16 protein-coding genes and 1 tRNA gene are annotated in these 15,664 nt (G+C 59.6%); 7 read left to right on the forward strand and 10 right to left on the reverse strand.

Going from position 1 to position 15,664, the window contains the following annotated elements:
* Nucleotides 1-143: 143 nt before the first annotated feature.
* Nucleotides 144-1,790 (forward strand): phosphoglucomutase (alpha-D-glucose-1,6-bisphosphate-dependent), encoded by a 1,647-nt coding sequence (pgm, locus tag KBY02_RS13795; RefSeq protein ID WP_011268077.1) that lies wholly within the window; start codon nucleotides 144-146, stop codon nucleotides 1,788-1,790.
* Nucleotides 1,791-1,864: 74 nt separating this feature from the next.
* Here pgm and KBY02_RS13800 read toward each other — a convergent pair whose 3' ends face one another.
* Nucleotides 1,865-2,140, reverse strand: a complete 276-nt coding sequence (locus KBY02_RS13800) for a peptidylprolyl isomerase (protein ID WP_003400836.1) — start codon at nucleotides 2,138-2,140, stop codon at nucleotides 1,865-1,867.
* A 123-nt stretch (nucleotides 2,141-2,263) separates the two neighbouring features.
* Here KBY02_RS13800 and KBY02_RS13805 point away from each other — a divergent pair, with 123 nt between their 5' ends.
* Complete coding sequence (locus KBY02_RS13805) at nucleotides 2,264-3,433, forward strand: PilT/PilU family type 4a pilus ATPase (RefSeq protein WP_003400837.1); 1,170 nt, start codon at nucleotides 2,264-2,266, stop codon at nucleotides 3,431-3,433.
* A 50-nt stretch (nucleotides 3,434-3,483) separates the two neighbouring features.
* Here KBY02_RS13805 and KBY02_RS13810 read toward each other — a convergent pair whose 3' ends face one another.
* From KBY02_RS13810 to KBY02_RS13850, 9 genes are all read right to left on the reverse strand, one after another.
* Nucleotides 3,484-5,061, reverse strand: a complete 1,578-nt coding sequence (locus tag KBY02_RS13810) for an ABC transporter ATP-binding protein (RefSeq protein ID WP_225650579.1) — start codon at nucleotides 5,059-5,061, stop codon at nucleotides 3,484-3,486.
* A gap of 1 nt (nucleotide 5,062) precedes the next feature.
* Nucleotides 5,063-6,085, reverse strand: coding sequence for an ABC transporter permease (locus tag KBY02_RS13815; protein ID WP_225650580.1), 1,023 nt, complete (start codon nucleotides 6,083-6,085; stop codon nucleotides 5,063-5,065).
* Complete coding sequence (locus KBY02_RS13820; RefSeq protein ID WP_003400842.1) at nucleotides 6,085-7,149, reverse strand: microcin C ABC transporter permease YejB; 1,065 nt, start codon at nucleotides 7,147-7,149, stop codon at nucleotides 6,085-6,087. Before KBY02_RS13820 ends, KBY02_RS13815 begins: the two co-directional genes overlap by 1 nt.
* Complete coding sequence (locus KBY02_RS13825) at nucleotides 7,150-9,018, reverse strand: extracellular solute-binding protein (protein ID WP_225650573.1); 1,869 nt, start codon at nucleotides 9,016-9,018, stop codon at nucleotides 7,150-7,152.
* A gap of 235 nt (nucleotides 9,019-9,253) precedes the next feature.
* The gene (locus KBY02_RS13830; protein WP_002553340.1) at nucleotides 9,254-9,535 is read right to left on the reverse strand and encodes a peptidylprolyl isomerase; all 282 of its coding nucleotides are present in this window, start codon (nucleotides 9,533-9,535) and stop codon (nucleotides 9,254-9,256) included.
* A gap of 81 nt (nucleotides 9,536-9,616) precedes the next feature.
* Complete coding sequence (locus KBY02_RS13835) at nucleotides 9,617-10,699, reverse strand: 3-deoxy-7-phosphoheptulonate synthase (protein WP_096134898.1); 1,083 nt, start codon at nucleotides 10,697-10,699, stop codon at nucleotides 9,617-9,619.
* Nucleotides 10,700-11,055: 356 nt separating this feature from the next.
* Nucleotides 11,056-11,196, reverse strand: a complete 141-nt coding sequence (locus KBY02_RS13840; RefSeq protein ID WP_158226673.1) for a hypothetical protein — start codon at nucleotides 11,194-11,196, stop codon at nucleotides 11,056-11,058.
* A 64-nt stretch (nucleotides 11,197-11,260) separates the two neighbouring features.
* A complete protein-coding gene (locus KBY02_RS13845) occupies nucleotides 11,261-11,485 on the reverse strand; it encodes a hypothetical protein (RefSeq protein ID WP_141251105.1) in 225 nt (74 codons plus the stop codon).
* The gene (locus KBY02_RS13850; RefSeq protein ID WP_003400846.1) at nucleotides 11,463-11,696 is read right to left on the reverse strand and encodes a DNA-binding protein; all 234 of its coding nucleotides are present in this window, start codon (nucleotides 11,694-11,696) and stop codon (nucleotides 11,463-11,465) included. Before KBY02_RS13850 ends, KBY02_RS13845 begins: the two co-directional genes overlap by 23 nt.
* Nucleotides 11,697-11,825: 129 nt before the next feature.
* On the opposite strand from KBY02_RS13850, the gene KBY02_RS13855 reads away from it, so the two are divergent.
* The 5 genes from KBY02_RS13855 to KBY02_RS13875 all read left to right on the forward strand — a co-directional run bounded on the left by KBY02_RS13855 (nucleotide 11,826) and on the right by KBY02_RS13875 (nucleotide 15,515).
* Entirely contained in the window at nucleotides 11,826-12,140 is a 315-nt protein-coding gene (locus KBY02_RS13855; protein ID WP_003400847.1) for a helix-turn-helix domain-containing protein, read from the forward strand.
* 169 nt (nucleotides 12,141-12,309) lie between these two features.
* The gene (gene uvrY / locus KBY02_RS13860) at nucleotides 12,310-12,954 is read left to right on the forward strand and encodes a UvrY/SirA/GacA family response regulator transcription factor (protein ID WP_002553344.1); all 645 of its coding nucleotides are present in this window, start codon (nucleotides 12,310-12,312) and stop codon (nucleotides 12,952-12,954) included.
* A gap of 2 nt (nucleotides 12,955-12,956) precedes the next feature.
* Nucleotides 12,957-14,780 carry an excinuclease ABC subunit UvrC gene (gene uvrC, locus KBY02_RS13865; protein ID WP_003400849.1) on the forward strand — a complete coding sequence of 608 codons (1,824 nt, stop codon included), beginning with the start codon at nucleotides 12,957-12,959 and terminating at the stop codon, nucleotides 14,778-14,780.
* Nucleotides 14,781-14,812: 32 nt separating this feature from the next.
* Nucleotides 14,813-15,373: a CDP-diacylglycerol--glycerol-3-phosphate 3-phosphatidyltransferase gene (pgsA, locus tag KBY02_RS13870; RefSeq protein WP_003400851.1), complete on the forward strand. Its 561-nt coding sequence runs from the start codon at nucleotides 14,813-14,815 to the stop codon at nucleotides 15,371-15,373.
* A gap of 66 nt (nucleotides 15,374-15,439) precedes the next feature.
* Nucleotides 15,440-15,515, forward strand: a tRNA-Gly gene (locus tag KBY02_RS13875).
* Nucleotides 15,516-15,664 lie beyond the last annotated feature (149 nt).

Consider the following 15,664-nt stretch of genomic DNA (forward strand, 5'->3'; position numbering starts at 1 on the left):
ATTGAGCTGAAACAGAAGCAGATGCCGGGGATCAATACTCAAGCGGCGCTGTCGAACTGCCAGTAAACTGCGGCATCGATCATCTTGGCAGCTGCAGCAAGTCTTTATTTTTTCTCCGTATTTCATTTCTTCGTGGAGGTTGTATGAGTCTCAGTCCTTTCGCCGGCAAGCTGGCACCTGCGCAGTTACTGGTCGATATTCCGAGACTGGTCACGGCTTACTACACCGGCCAGCCCGATGCATCGGTGCCCACTCAACGTGTTGCGTTCGGCACTTCCGGGCACCGTGGCACGTCGTTTGACCTGGGTTTCAACGAATGGCACGTGCTGGCTATCAGTCAGGCGATCTGCCTTTACCGCAAGGCCAACGGCATCGACGGCCCGTTGTTTCTGGGGGCCGATACCCACGCGCTGTCGACCCCGGCCGCAGCCACCGCGCTTGAAGTGCTGGCCGCCAATGGCGTGCAGGTGATGATTTCGCAAGGTGACGAATACACCCCGACGCCTGCGGTTTCCCACGCGATTATCTGCTACAACCGCGGCCGTACCTCAGGGTTGGCGGACGGCATCGTCATTACGCCGTCGCACAACCCGCCGCAAAGCGGTGGCTTCAAGTACAACCCGCCCAATGGCGGCCCGGCCGACAGTGATGTCACCAAGTGGATCGAGAACAAGGCCAACGAACTGCTGGCCGAGAACGTCACTGGCGTTTCACGCATCAGCCATGAAAAAGCGCTGCGTGCCGATACCACGCACCGCCATGATTACGTCAACACCTACGTGGCCGACCTGAAGAACGTGATCGACATGGACGCCATCCGCAACTCGGGCCTGCGTCTTGGTGTCGACCCGCTGGGCGGCGCCGGAGTGAATTACTGGTCGGCGATTGGCGAGCATTACGGCCTGAATCTGGATGTGGTCAATAAATTTGTCGACCCTACGTTCCGCTTCATGACCGTCGACTGGGATGGCCAGATTCGCATGGACCCGTCCTCCAGCCACGCGATGCAAAGCCTGATCGGTCTCAAGGACCGTTATCAGGTTGCATTTGCCTGCGATCCGGATCACGACCGCCACGGCATCGTGACCCCGTCAGGTGGACTGATGACGCCCAACAGCTACCTCGCCGTGTCCATCGATTACCTGTTTCAGAACCGTCCCGAGTGGCGTGCCGATGCAGCGGTCGGCAAGACCGTGGTCAGCAGCGGCATGATCGATCGGGTGGCCAAGCGCCTGGGCCGTCGCCTGTACGAAGTGCCGGTCGGCTTCAAATACTTCGCTCAGGGGCTGTTCGAGGGCTCGCTGGGTTTTGGCGGTGAAGAAAGCGCCGGCGCCTCGTTCCTGCGCCGCGACGGTACGGTCTGGACCACTGACAAGGACGGTCTGATTCCGGCCTTGCTGGCTGCGGAAATGACCGCGCGTACCGGTCGCGACCCGAGCCAGATCTACAAGACCATGACTGAAGAACTGGGCGAGCCGTTTTCGACCCGCGTCGATGCCAAGGCCAACCCGCAACAGAAGGCACTGCTGAGCAAGCTGTCGCCGGAGCAGGTGACTTCCACTGAACTGGCGGGCGAGCCTATTCAGCAGGTGCTGAGCAATGCACCGGGCAACGATCAGGCGTTCGGTGGCGTCAAGGTCATGACCGAAAATGGCTGGTTTGCGGCGCGCCCTTCAGGCACCGAGGACATCTACAAGATCTACGCCGAGAGCTTTGTCAGCGAAGATCACCTCAAGCGTCTGGTGGCAGAAGCTCAAGTGCTGGTAGACGGCGCCATTTCGCCGAACTGATCAGCGCGCTGGCCGATGCCCGAAAAACCTCGAACCGCGCTCGGTTCGGGGTTTTTCAGCTTTTGACCTGTGCGTCAGTCGCGATAGAACACCTGCACCAGGTGATAGCCGAATTTGCTCTTGATTGGCCCATGCACGATGCGCAGCGGCTTTTTGAAGATCACCTGATCGATGGCGCCGACCATTTGCCCAGGCCTGACTTCGCCCAGATCGCCGCCACGTTTGCCGGACGGGCAGCTAGAATGCTTTTTAGCCAGCACGTCAAACGCCTCACCCTTGGCAATGCGCAGCTTGAGCTGTTCTGCCTCTTCGGCGGTCTTCACCAGAATATGGCGGGCTTGGGCTTTCATGTCGCAATATCACCTGCTGCAAAAGGCTGCCATTATGCCTGCTCTTGCTGAGCGACGCCCGCGCGTCACACGTGCTGTCCTGACGGTCGTGGTCTCTTTACTTCATTTTGTACGGTATTGATTATGGATTTCCCGGCGCTGTTGAAGATTCTGGCCAGTCAGGACGGATCGGACCTGTACCTCTCCACCGGAGCGCCACCGTGCGCCAAGTTCAACGGTGTGCTCAAGCCACTGGGCAGCGAAACCTTCAAGCCGGGGGAGGTCGCAGTCATTGCCCAGGGGCTGATGGACGAAGAACAGAAGCTCGAGTTTCAACGCGAACTGGAGATGAACCTCGCCGTTTCGATGGCGGGCATCGGCCGGTTCCGGATCAATATCTTTATGCAGCGCAACGAAGTGTCCATCGTCGCGCGGAATATCAAACTGGACATCCCGCGTTTCGAAGACCTGTTCCTGCCGCCCGTGCTGCTCGACGTGATCATGGAAAAGCGCGGTCTGGTGCTGTTTGTCGGGGCCACGGGTTCGGGCAAGTCGACCTCATTGGCGGCGCTGATCGACTACCGTAACCGCAACGCCAGCGGCCATATCATCACCATTGAGGACCCGGTCGAGTTCATCCATCGCCACAAGAAATCGATCGTCAACCAGCGCGAAGTCGGGGTCGATACCCGCAGCTTCCATGCGGCATTGAAAAACACGCTGCGCCAGGCGCCGGATGTGATTCTGATCGGCGAGATTCGTGATCGCGAGACCATGGAGCACGCGCTGGCGTTTGCCGACACCGGCCACCTGGCGATCTCGACCCTGCACGCCAACAACGCCAATCAGGCGCTGGACCGGATCATCAATTTCTTCCCGGAAGAGCGTCGCGCGCAGTTGCTGCATGACCTGGGCAACAACCTCAAGGCATTCGTCTCCCAGCGACTGGTCAGAACACCGGATGGCAAGCGCCGCGCGGCGGTGGAAGTGATGATGGGCACGCCGACCATTCGCGACCTGATCCAGCGCAATGAACTGACCGAACTCAAGGGCATCATGGAGAAGTCCGGCAGCCTCGGTATGCAGACGTTCGACTCGGCGCTGTTCAATCTGGCCGTCGAAGGGGCGATCAGCGAAGAAGAAGCCCTCAAGAACGCCGACTCGCAGAACAACGTGCGCCTGCGCCTCAAACTGCACAGTGAAGGCGGCGCCGGGAGCCTCACCACACCGCCGCCGGCCCCGACCGGCAGCAGCACGGCAAGCACCGCCGAGTGGGGGCTGGTCGATGATGACGCGCCGGGTCCGCAGGCGTAAATCGGAGACGCTCCTACGCCCCCCGGGCAGAAGCTTCGTTGTGGGCCAGATCATTCCGGATGCGCGGCCGCCAGCAATTCCTGCGTGTAGGGATGTTGCGGTGCCTCGAAGACATCATGGCTCGCGCCACGCTCGACGACTTTGCCATCCTTGACCACGATCACGTCGTGGGCGAGGGCTTTGACCACTGCCAGGTCATGGCTGATGAACAGATACGTCAGGCCATGCTTTTCCTGAAGTTCGCGCAGCAGCGCCACGACCTGTTTCTGTACGGTACGGTCCAGCGCCGATGTCGGCTCATCGAGCAGAATCAGTGCGGGTTTCAGCACCAGCGCCCGGGCAATGGCGATGCGCTGACGCTGGCCACCGGAAAATTCATGGGGGTAGCGATGCCGACTCTGCGGGTCGATGCCGACTTCTTCCAGCGCCCGAATGACCTCTGCATCGCATTTCGCCGGGTTGTACTGGCTGTGCACCTCCAGCCCCTCACTGATGATCTGCGCCACCGACATGCGCGGGCTGAGGCTGCCGTAAGGGTCCTGAAAGACCACTTGCATCTCTTTACGCCACGGGCGCATCTGTTTCTGACTCAGGCCATCCAGCGCCTGCCCGCCAAAGCGGATACTGCCGCGTGACTCCAGCAGACGCAGGATCGCCTGACCCAGGGTCGACTTGCCGGAACCCGACTCACCGACGATACCCAGGGTCTTGCCGCGCTCGATGCTCAGGCTGATGTCATCCACCGCCTTGAGGTATTCCCTGTGCCGCCGCAGGATGCCGCCGGTCAGGGAAAACCAGACCTTCAGGTTGTCGACTTGCAGCACCGTTTCCCGGGTGTCGCGTGGCAGCGGTTCGCCGGCAGGTTCGGCGTCCAGCAGCAGTCGGCTATAAGGATGCTGAGGCGACTTGAACAGCGACTTGCAATCGGACTGCTCGACGATTTCGCCGGCGCGCATCACGCAGACGCGCTGAGCGACGCTGTGCACCAGATTCAAGTCATGGCTGATCAACAGCAGCGACATGTTCAGGCGCTGCTGCAGCTCCTTGAGCAGCAGGAGGATCTTGCGTTGCACCGTGACGTCCAGCGCAGTGGTCGGCTCGTCGGCAATCAGCAGCTCCGGCTCGCAGGCCAGTGCCATGGCAATCATCACCCGCTGACGCTGGCCTCCGGAGAGTTCGTGCGGATAGGCTTTCAGGCGTTTTTCCGGCTGCTGAATACCGACCAGCTCCAGCAGCTCGACAATGCGTTTCTGCGCTTCACGCCCACTGACGCCGCGATGCAGCAACAATGTCTCGCCGATTTGCTTGGCTACGCTGTGCAGCGGGTTCAGCGAGGTCATTGGTTCCTGGAAAATCATCGCAATCCGGTTGCCACGCAGCTCGCGAAGGGTGCGGTCGTCGGCCCCCACCAGCTGTTGACCCCGGTAGGTGATGCTGCCCGTGGTCAGGGTGCCGCTGCGGGGCAGCAATTGCAGGATCGAATGCGCGGTAACCGACTTGCCGGAACCGGACTCGCCGACCAGTGCCAGGCACTCGCCGCGGCGCACATCCAGGCTCAGGTTGCTGACCACTTTTTGCCCGTTGAAGGCGACGCTCAGGTCGCGGATTTCGATCAGGTTTTCCGACATGTCAGGACCTCGGGTCGAAGGCATCACGCAGCGCCTCGCCTATGAATACCAGCAGCGTCAGGATCAACGCGAGGGTAAAGAACGCCGTCAGCCCCAGCCAGGGCGCTTGCAGGTTCTGCTTGCCCTGGGCGATCAGTTCGCCCAGCGACGCGCTGCCGGCAGGCATGCCGAAGCCCAGAAAATCCAGCGCGGTGAGGGTCGAGATGGCGCCGGTAAGGATGAACGGCAGATAGCTCAACGTCGCAGTCATTGCGTTGGGCAGGATGTGGCGCATGATCACTTTTCGGTCGCCCAGACCGAGCGCGCGGGCGGCCTTGACGTATTCGAGGTTGCGGCCGCGCAGAAACTCGGCGCGCACCACATCGACCAGGGTCAGCCAGGAAAACAGCGCCATGATGCCCAGCAGCCACCAGAAATCGGGTTCGACGAAGCCTGACAGGATGATCAGCAGGTACAGCACCGGCAGGCCTGACCAGACCTCCAGCAGTCGCTGACCGAACAGGTCGACCCAGCCGCCGTAATAGCCCTGCAACGCCCCGGCGCTGATGCCGATCAATGCGCTGATAAAGGTCAGCGCCAGCGCAAACAGGATCGATACCCGGGCGCCGAAGATCACCCGCGCCATGACGTCGCGCGCCTGTTCATCGGTGCCGAGCCAGTTTTCTGCAGAGGGCGGGCTGGGGGCAGGGGTGGTCAGGTCATAGTTGGGCGTGTCGTCACTGAACGGAATAGGCGGGAACAGCATCCAGCCGTCACCTTTGCTGATCAGCGTACGCACGTAGTCGCTGCGGTAATCGGGCTGGAAGGGCAGCTCGCCGCCGAATTGCTGCTCGGTATAACGCTTGAACACCGGGAAATAGAGCGAGTGCTGATAGCTGACCAGCAGCGGTTTGTCATTGGCGATCAGTTCGCCACCCAGGGTCAGGGCAAACAGTCCGCAGAACAGCCACAGCGACCACCAGCCGCGGCGATTGCTGCGAAAGCGTTCCAGGCGACGACGGGCCAGCGGCGAAAGGCTGCGCATCATGCATTCCTCGCGCTGAAGTCGATTCTGGGGTCGACCAGCGTGTAGCAGATATCGCCGATCAGTTTTATCAGCAGGCCGAACACGGTGAAGATGAACAACGAGCCGAACACCACCGGATAGTCCCGCGACACAGCGGCTTCATAGCTCATGCGGCCCAGGCCATCCAGCGAGAAGATCACCTCGATCAGCAGCGACCCGGCAAAGAACACGCTGATGAACGCCTGCGGAATGCCCGACACCACCAGCAACATGGCATTACGAAACACATGGCCATACAGCACCCGCCGCTCGCTCATGCCCTTGGCGCGGGCCGTGGTCACGTACTGGCGGGTGATTTCGTTGAGAAAGGAATGTTTGGTCAGCAGGGTCAGCGTGGCAAAGCCACCAATCACCAGCGCCAAGACCGGCAGCGCGAGGTGCCAGAAATAGTCAGCGATCTTGCCGATCGTGGTCAGTTGCTCGAAGTTGTCCGAGACCAGTCCGCGCACCGGAAACCAGTTCAGCGACGTGCCGCCACAGAACACCACCACCAGCAGCATGGCGAACAGGAAGGCTGGCATGGCGTAGCCGATGATGATGGCGGTGCTGCTCCAGATATCGAACTGGCTGCCGTGTTTGACTGCTTTGCGAATCCCCAGCGGGATCGACACCAGGTAGGTCAGCAACGTCGCCCAGAGCCCCAGCGATATCGACACCGGCATTTTCTGCAGAATGAGGTCGGTCACCGTAGCGCCGCGAAAGAAACTGCTGCCGAAATCCAGTCGGGCGTAGTTCTTCAGCATCAGCCAGAGACGTTCGTGCAGCGGTTTGTCGAAACCGTATTGACGTTCGATCTGCTTGATCAAAGCCGGGTCCAGCCCGCGGGACGCTTTGGAGTGACCGGCCCCGGCGGACTCGCTGGCACCTGCGCCCACGGTGGCACCGCCGATCCCTTGCAGGCGAGCGATGGCCTGCTCCACAGGCCCACCCGGAGCGGCCTGGACGATGAAAAAGTTGACCAGCAGAATGCACAGCAGGGTAGGGATGATCAGCAGCAGGCGCCGCAGAATATAGCCAAGCATTCACTGCATCTCCGAAACAATGGCTGAAGCGCCGCGTTTTTCAGCAAATTGCTCGTTGGTCAGCGGTGTCGGGCTGATTTCCCACCATGTTTCGATAGCTTCGTTATTGCTGGCCTGAATTTTCGGGATGCCGAAACGGTTCCACCAGACGGTTGAAGAGCCTGGCGGATAATAGTTGGGAATCCAGTAGTAGTTCCACTGCAGTACCCGGTCCAGGCAATGGGCGTAGTCGGTCATGGTCTGCTTGCTGTCGGCCTTGAGCAGGCCGGCAATCAGCGCATCGACGGCGGGTTCTTGCAGCGCCATGTAATTGCTCGAACCAGGGTCCATCGCCACTTTGGAGCCGAAACTGCTGTACAGCTCGGCACCGGGCGATGTCGAGACCGGGTCGCCGGTGACGATCATGTCGTAATCGCGGGCCATGACGCGGTTGAGGTATTGCGCGGCATCGATGCGGCGAATGTCGAAGTGGATACCGATCTGCGCCAGGGTGCGTTTGTAGGGCAGCAGCATCCGCTCGAAACCTGTTTGTGCATTGAGAAAAGTGAAGCTGAAGGGTTCGCCCTGGGCATTCACCAGCTCATCGCCCTTTGGCGTCCAGCCTGCTTCCTCCATGAGGGCCAGCGCTTGCAGCTGCTTGTCGCGAATGAAGCCTGTGCCATCGGTTTTGGGCGTCTCGAACACGCTGTCGAACACCTGGTCGGGGACTTTGCCGCGCAATGGTTCGAGGATTTTAAGCTCAGCCGGCGTGGGCAGTTCGCTGGCGGCCAGCTCCGAGTTGGAGAAGAAGCTGTTCTGGCGGATGTACATGTTGCGCATCATCTGCCGGTTGGTCCATTCAAAGTCCCAGAGCAGCGACAGCGCCTGGCGCACGCGGCGGTCCTGGAACATGGGGCGGCTCAGGTTGAAGACGAAACCCTGCGAGCTTTGCACCGCGCCTCTGGCCAGTTGGGCTTTCTGCAGGCGTCCGTCGCTGAGGGCCGGGCCGTCATAGCGGATTGAATAGCCGGTGGCCGAAAACTCGCGGTTGTAATCGTAGGCGCCGCCTTTGAGTACCGTACGTGCAACATCGGTGTCGCCGAAGTATTCGATGCTGAACCTGTCGAAGTTATACAGGCCTTTGCTGACCGGCAGGTCCTTGCCCCACCAGTCCGCATCGCGCTCAAAGGTAACGGTGCGGCCAGGGTCCACATGGCTGATCCGGTAGGGCCCGCTGCCGGGCGGAATTTCAAAGCCGGCGCCGCTGGCGAAGTCACGGGTTTTCCACCAGTGTTCGGGGAATACCGGCAGCGAAGCCAGGTCGAGGGGCAGGGTGCGGTTATCGCTCTGCTTGAAGTCGAAGCGGACCTGCGAAGGCGATTCGACCTCCACGCCCTTGACCGCTTCAAACTGGGTGCGGTATTGCAGGTTGCCCTGCGTCATCAGCAGCTCGTAGGTGTACTTCACGTCACTGGCAGTAATCGGCGTGCCGTCCGCGAAACGTGCCTTCGGGTTCAGGTAAAAGCGCAGGGAGAGGCCATCCGCGCCACGCTCCATTTTCTCGGCGACAAGCCCGTAGACGGTGTAGGGCTCATCCATCGAGCGCGTGGCCAGTGGGGAATAGAGCATGCCGTTGATCTGCGAAACGCCCATGCCCTTGTCAGTGAAGGGCATCAGGTGATCGAACTGGCCGATCTCGATGGCCGAGCGGCGCATGCTGCCGCCTTTGGGCGCGTCCGGGTTCACGTAATCGAAGTGCTTGAAGTCAGCGGGATAGCGCGCAGCTTCGCCGTAAACGGTCAGGGCGTGTTGCGGGGCTGCGGACAGCGATTGGGCAGCGCCAACGAAGGTCAGCGTCAAGGCGAGCAATGATGAAAAAACAAAACGCATGACTCGAATCCTGACTGACGTTCGCAGGCGAACGTCAGGGTTAAAGGCGACTGGCTGTGCAGCGGAGACAAAAAACATGGCAGAGCTCATGGCCCTGCATCGCGCTATCTTCTACAGACAAATGGCCGCCTCGCCAAGCCACGGCGCGCATGCCGGGTCACTGTGTTGTTGAAAACGACCACATACAAAAACGGCCCATCCGAAGATGAGCCGTCTGGCACCCGGCGCGGCAGGATCAGTCCTGACGGCTGGTCACTTCCAGCAGGTGATAGCCGAATTGGGTTTTTACCGGACCCTGAACGGTGTTCACCGGAGCGCTGAATACGACAGTGTCGAATTCCTTGACCATCTGGCCTGGACCGAACGAACCCAGGTCACCGCCTTGACGGCTCGACGGGCAGCTGGAATTGGCCTTGGCGATTTCTGCGAAATCAGCGCCGCCTTCGATCTGAGCCTTGAGTTCGTTGCATTTTTCTTCGCTCGAAACAAGGATGTGGCGGGCAGTGGCTTTAGCCATGGGGAATAATCTCCTGTGAAAAAAAAGAAACAGCCTACCGGATTCAGTGCGGTATTTCCCGACAAAGTTCCGTCGCTCTGTTTATCTGTAACGCAGACGGTCAACCGCGCGACGCAGCAGTTGTTCGGTGCCTTCCCAGCCAAGGCAGCCGTCGGTGACCGAAACGCCGTACTGCAGCGTCCCGCCCAATGCCTGGCAGCCGTCGAACAGGTGGCTCTCGATCATCATGCCGATCAGCGAGGTGTTGCCTGACAAGCGCTGTTCCAGAACGTCCTCGAACACCCCTGGCTGACGCAGCGGGTCCTTGCCACTGTTGGCGTGGCTGCAATCGACCATGATTCGCGACGCGACATTATTCTTGCTCAGGCTCGCCTGCACCTTGGCCACACTCTGGCGATCGTAATTGGGCCCGCCGTGGCCGCCGCGTAGCACGATGTGCGTATCCGGATTGCCTTGCGTCTCGATAATCGCCGGGTGGCCATGACGGTCCATACCAAAGTGGCGATGCGGATGCGCAGCCGAGCGCATCGCGTCGCTGGCCACCGTCACGCCGCCGTCAGTACCGTTCTTGAAACCGACGGCCATGGGCAGGCCGCTGGCCATTTCCCGATGGATCTGCGATTCGGTGGTCCGAGCGCCAATCGCGACCCAACTGAGCAGGTCGTCGAAGTAGCCGGCCGCCATGGGTTGCAGTATCTCGGTGGCGATCGGCAGGCCCAGGCCCAGCACCTCCAGCATCAATTGCCGCGACAGCGTCAGGCCCTCGGCCATGTCGTCACTGCCGTCAAGGCGCGGATCGTAAGCCAGGCCTTTCCAGCCCACCGTCGTGCGCGGTTTTTCGACGTAGGCGCGCATTACCAGCAGCATCTGATCACTGACTTGTGCGGCAAGGCCGGCCAGTCGCTCAGCGTATTCAAGGGCGGATCGAGGGTCGTGGATCGAGCAGGGGCCGACGATGACCAGCAGTCGCGAGTCTTGACCTTCAAGGATGGCACGTACGGCGCGGCGATGGCCGGCAACCTGTTCGGTGAGCGCTGCGTCGAGGGGCAGACGCATCTTCAATTCCAGAGTACCTGGCAGGCGTTTCGAGGCGGGGCTGTTGTCCGCCAGTTTGACGGCATGGCTGGACAGATCGGACGGGTTTACGGCAACGGACGAATTCATGTTCTGGCTTCCTGGGCTGGCGGGACGCTCCCGCGCAGACCCTATTGGGGTGTTCGACAAAGGGCTTCTAGAACCGGGGGTATGTGTTTGCCACCTGGCAGTGACCGAACGGAGGCGGCAGGCTGTACCGAACGGAGGTGGCTAAATCGCCAGGCAAAATCGATGTCGTTACGGTAATAAGTGGCGTAGTTCATGTCGTGATCCTCGATGCGATGCAGGTTGATTGTTTACGGCTGTTCTGGAACAGACCGTTGAAATACGTTTCCCTGAAAAAACAAAACCCCCGGTCGGGAAGCCGACCGGGGGTTAGAGAATTCTCTGGTTGGCGTCCCCTTAACGTGGGCGCCGGATGGGTATCAGGCGCGCCAGTGGCTAAACCAATACCCATAATAAGAATCAACGGATGCGCTCACCGAAGCCATCTGCACAGCCACGGCGCGTGCACGGCAAGCAATGCCGGTAGCAACGTCGAATGGCGGTGAAGTGAATTGCAGCATGGTGGGTCTCCGTAGATTGAACGCAAGCTTACTTCAGGAAAGCAGGCGCCTTCAATTGGAAAATTCAATCAGCGGGATTATCGATTTTCGCGAAGGCAGGCAAGTGGAATCCCGGTAGCGACAGCGAACCGCTCAACGGTTGATGGCATGCGGTATCCGGGCGAGCTATTTTACCTGCAACCCTGTATACCTGAGTGAAGACAACGGCTTTGGCGTTTTGTCCGGGATGCGTTGTCGCCAGGTAGTTTTCACCAGGTAATAATCGGCTACTCTTCACGTGCTTCTTCATGCAGGGCTTCCGAGTTCGGGATCGTCCCGATTTTCATGCCCAGCAGTACAGCTACCTTATGCGCTTCACCACGCCTTCCTTTCTTGCGTCCTGCCAGTACCTGGTAAGTGGTCGCCGGATCAATGCAATTTTCACGAGCGAACTCCTGAACAGATTTGCCCTGTTGGTCCAGCCAGGCCTTGGCTTGTGCGGCGCTACGTATTCCGGGCATAGTTCAAAACCGTTCAAATCTATTCAATTCCGCAGGATTCTAACATTCGTTAGGATGGCTTCGACAGGATCATAGGTTCAAATGAGTGGAATCGGTTGCCGGCTGAGAAAGGAAAGAGAGCGCCTGAGGATGTCTCAGCGTACATTTGGCGAAATAGGAGGGGTCGAGGCCAACGCACAGGGTAAGTATGAAAATGGCGATCGCGCGCCCAAGGCCGATTACCTGGCTGCGGTTGCGGCCAAAGGTGTTGACGTGCTCTATGTGTTAACGGGGACGCGAACGCCGGTGCCGATCGACAATCTCAGTCTCATCGAAGAAAAGATCCTGGGCAATTACCGGGTGCTGGGCAAGGAAGATCAGGACGCTATCAGACGCCTGACCACCACAATTGCCGAGCTGTCGGCGCCATCACCGGGCACTGCAAAGCTTCCTTCGGGTAACTGATACAAGACCGGGACGCGCGCGGCTCCGCCGTCCTGTCGAGATTTTTGCAGCCCTCCCGGATGCGCCTGCCATCATATTGATGTGAGACGGTGTTCGCAGTGCTAGGTCTGCCTCGTTGTTTTTGTTATGGTGATTGGCATTCGTTATGACCGTTGCGCGAGGTGTCTGCTTGATTAAGGTGCTAGTTGTCGATGACCATGATCTTGTCCGGACAGGCATCACACGCATGCTGGCCGACATTGATGGTCTGCAGGTTGTCGGACAGGCCGATTCCGGCGAGGAATCCCTGAAAAAAGCGCGCGAGCTCAAGCCGGACGTCGTGCTGATGGACGTCAAGATGCCGGGTATCGGAGGTCTGGAAGCGACGCGCAAGATGCTGCGCAGCCACCCGGATATCAAGGTCGTCGCTGTCACCGTCTGTGAAGAAGATCCTTTCCCGACCCGTTTGCTGCAGGCCGGCGCTGCCGGTTACATGACCAAGGGCGCCGGGCTCGCTGAAATGGTCCAGGCCATTCGCCTGGTGTTTGCCGGTCAGCGTTACATCAGCCCGCAGATTGCCCAGCAACTGGCATTGAAGTCATTTCAGCCGCAGGTCAACAATTCGCCGTTCGATCTGCTGTCCGAGCGCGAGATCCAGATTGCCCTGATGATTGTTGGCTGTCAGAAAGTCCAGACCATCTCGGACAAGCTGTGCCTGTCACCGAAAACCGTTAATACCTACCGATACCGTATCTTTGAAAAGCTCTCGATCAGCAGTGATGTTGAACTGGCTTTGCTCGCTGTACGTCACGGCATGGTTGATGCCAGCGCCTGAACATGACCCAGACATTTGATCCAAGTGCATTTCTCGCGACCTGTAGCGGTCGCCCCGGCGTCTACCGTATGTTCGACGCCGAAGCCACACTGCTTTACGTCGGCAAGGCCAAGAACCTCAAGAAGCGTCTTGCCAGCTACTTCCGCAAGACCGGACACGCGCCCAAGACCGGAGCGCTGGTGTCGCGTATCGCCCAGATCGAAACCACCATCACGGGCAACGAAACCGAAGCGCTGTTGCTGGAGCAGACCCTCATCAAGGAGTGGCGGCCCCCGTACAACATTCTCCTGCGTGACGATAAATCCTATCCCTATGTGTTTCTGTCCGACAACGCCTTTCCGCGGCTGAGCATTCATCGTGGCACCAAGAAGGCCAAGGGTCGCTATTTCGGGCCTTACCCGAGTGCGGGCGCGATTCGCGAGAGCCTCAGTCTGCTGCAGAAGACTTTCCAGGTACGGCAGTGCGAGGACAGCTACTTCAAGAACCGCACCCGTCCTTGCCTGCAATATCAGATCAAACGCTGCAAAGGGCCGTGTGTCGGGCTGGTCGAGCCTGAGGTGTATGCCGAGGACGTACGTCACTCGGTAATGTTCCTCGAAGGGCGCAGCAATGCCTTGAGCGACGAGCTGAACGCGTCGATGGAAAAAGCCGCGATGGCGCTCGATTTCGAACGCGCAGCCGAGTTGCGTGATCAGGTGGCCTTGTTGCGCCGCGTCCAGGATCAGCAAAGCATGGATGGCGGCACCGGCGATGTCGATGTGGTCGCCGCGTTCGTCAACCCTGGCGGTGCCTGCGTGCACTTGATCAGCGTGCGGGGCGGGCGGGTGCTGGGCAGCAAGAACTTCTTCCCGCAGGTGGGCATAGAAGAGGAGGTCGGCGAAGTGATGTCGGCATTCCTGGCTCAGTATTTCCTCGGCGGCATCGACCGTGAGCTGCCCGGCGAAGTCATCGTCAATGTCATCAACGACGATTTCCCTGCGTTCGTCGACGCCGTCGAAGAGCTGCGCGGCGTCGAGATGGTCATCAGTCATCGCGTGCGCGGCACGCGGGCGCGCTGGCAGCAAATGGCGGTTACCAATGCCGAGCAGGCGCTGACCGCGCGGCTGGCCAACCGTCAGCATGTTGCGTCGCGGTTCGAAGCGCTGGCCAAGGTGCTGGGGCTCGAAGACCCGCCAATGCGCCTGGAATGCTACGACATCAGCCACTCCAGCGGTGAGGCGACCGTAGCGTCGTGCGTGGTGTTCGGCCCCGAAGGCCCGATCAAGTCCGATTACCGGCGTTTCAATATTGAAGGCGTGACGGCGGGCGACGACTATGCCGCCATGCACCAGGCGTTGACCCGACGTTACAGCCGCATCAAGGCCGGGGAGGGCAAGTTGCCTGACGTGCTGCTGGTGGACGGCGGCAAGGGGCAGATGTCCATGGCGCGCGACGTGCTCAATGAATTACAGGTTCCTGAGCTCATCCTGCTCGGTGTGGCCAAGGGCACCACGCGCAAGGCCGGTTTCGAAACCCTGTACCTGAACGACTCAGCACATGAATTCACGCTGCCCGGCGACTCTCCGGCCCTGCACCTTATCCAGCAGATTCGCGACGAGGCACACCGTTTCGCAATCACCGGCCACCGTGCCCGCCGCGGCAAGACCCGGCGCACATCGACCCTTGAGGGCGTGGCGGGTGTCGGGCCGACCCGGCGTCGTGACCTGCTCAAGCATTTCGGCGGATTGCAGGAATTGTCCCGTGCCAGCATCGATGAGATAGCAAAAGCACCCGGAATCAGCAAAAAGCTGGCAGAGTCGATTTATGCAAACCTGCACAGCGAGTAGAATGCTCGTTCACCTCGTAGCCAGTTGTGCCGATGAATATCCCTAATCTGATCACCGTACTACGCGTTTTACTGATTCCGATCTTCATTTTGTTGTTCTACATGCCTTATCACTGGAGCTACATGGCGGCCAGTGCAGTCTTTGCGTTCGCTGCGGCGACCGACTGGCTCGACGGGTATCTGGCCCGCCGTCTTGAACAAAGCACGCCCTTTGGCGCCTTTCTCGATCCGGTAGCCGACAAACTGATGGTGGCCGTGGCATTGGTGCTGCTGGTTCAGGCGCACGCCAATCTATGGCTGACGCTGCCCGCAGCGGTGATCATCGGCCGTGAAATCGTAATTTCTGCACTCCGCGAATGGATGGCGGAAATCGGCGCGCGTGCGCAGGTTGCCGTTTCCAACATGGGCAAGTGGAAGACAGCGGCGCAGATGCTCGCGCTGGTCATTCTGCTCGGCAACCCGCCGGCCATCACCCTGTGGGTCATTCTCGGCTATGCGTTGCTGCTTATCGCTGCGGGGCTGACCCTGTGGTCCATGGTGCAATACCTGAGAGCCGCGTGGCCGCACCTCAGGACCACTGCAGAAAAAAAATAAGTTTTTGAATCAAAGGCTTGACGCCGCTATCTGAACCGCTAGAATAGCGCCCGTCATCAAGACAATGCGGGAATAGCTCAGTTGGTAGAGCACGACCTTGCCAAGGTCGGGGTCGCGAGTTCGAGTCTCGTTTCCCGCTCCAAACATTGATTCACTAAACCCACCAGGCTTAGTGAATCAGCAAAAAAGACGCCTAGCAGACTGTGTGAAAACCTAGCAATCTTTGCAGCGGTCAAAGAAAATGCTCCGTATCGAAAGGTACGGAGCATTTTTCGTTATGGCCTACATCCA

It is taken from the genome of Pseudomonas sp. P129 (assembly GCF_020312195.1).
GTDB lineage: Bacteria > Pseudomonadota > Gammaproteobacteria > Pseudomonadales > Pseudomonadaceae > Aquipseudomonas > Aquipseudomonas fragariae.

Coding starts and splice junctions, on each gene's coding strand:
- uvrC (WP_003400849.1), top strand. CDS start 12,957: ATGACCCAGACATTTGATCCAAGTGCATTTCTCGCGACCTGTAGCGGT.
- KBY02_RS13855 (WP_003400847.1), top strand. CDS start 11,826: ATGTCTCAGCGTACATTTGGCGAAATAGGAGGGGTCGAGGCCAACGCA.
- pgm (WP_011268077.1), top strand. CDS start 144: ATGAGTCTCAGTCCTTTCGCCGGCAAGCTGGCACCTGCGCAGTTACTG.
- KBY02_RS13805 (WP_003400837.1), top strand. CDS start 2,264: ATGGATTTCCCGGCGCTGTTGAAGATTCTGGCCAGTCAGGACGGATCG.
- KBY02_RS13830 (WP_002553340.1), bottom strand. CDS start 9,535: ATGGCTAAAGCCACTGCCCGCCACATCCTTGTTTCGAGCGAAGAAAAA.
- KBY02_RS13800 (WP_003400836.1), bottom strand. CDS start 2,140: ATGAAAGCCCAAGCCCGCCATATTCTGGTGAAGACCGCCGAAGAGGCA.
- KBY02_RS13835 (WP_096134898.1), bottom strand. CDS start 10,699: ATGAATTCGTCCGTTGCCGTAAACCCGTCCGATCTGTCCAGCCATGCC.
- KBY02_RS13825 (WP_225650573.1), bottom strand. CDS start 9,018: ATGCGTTTTGTTTTTTCATCATTGCTCGCCTTGACGCTGACCTTCGTT.
- KBY02_RS13815 (WP_225650580.1), bottom strand. CDS start 6,085: ATGCGCAGCCTTTCGCCGCTGGCCCGTCGTCGCCTGGAACGCTTTCGC.
- KBY02_RS13845 (WP_141251105.1), bottom strand. CDS start 11,485: ATGAAGAAGCACGTGAAGAGTAGCCGATTATTACCTGGTGAAAACTAC.
- KBY02_RS13820 (WP_003400842.1), bottom strand. CDS start 7,149: ATGCTTGGCTATATTCTGCGGCGCCTGCTGCTGATCATCCCTACCCTG.
- KBY02_RS13840 (WP_158226673.1), bottom strand. CDS start 11,196: ATGCTGCAATTCACTTCACCGCCATTCGACGTTGCTACCGGCATTGCT.
- pgsA (WP_003400851.1), top strand. CDS start 14,813: ATGAATATCCCTAATCTGATCACCGTACTACGCGTTTTACTGATTCCG.
- KBY02_RS13810 (WP_225650579.1), bottom strand. CDS start 5,061: ATGTCGGAAAACCTGATCGAAATCCGCGACCTGAGCGTCGCCTTCAAC.
- KBY02_RS13850 (WP_003400846.1), bottom strand. CDS start 11,696: ATGCCCGGAATACGTAGCGCCGCACAAGCCAAGGCCTGGCTGGACCAA.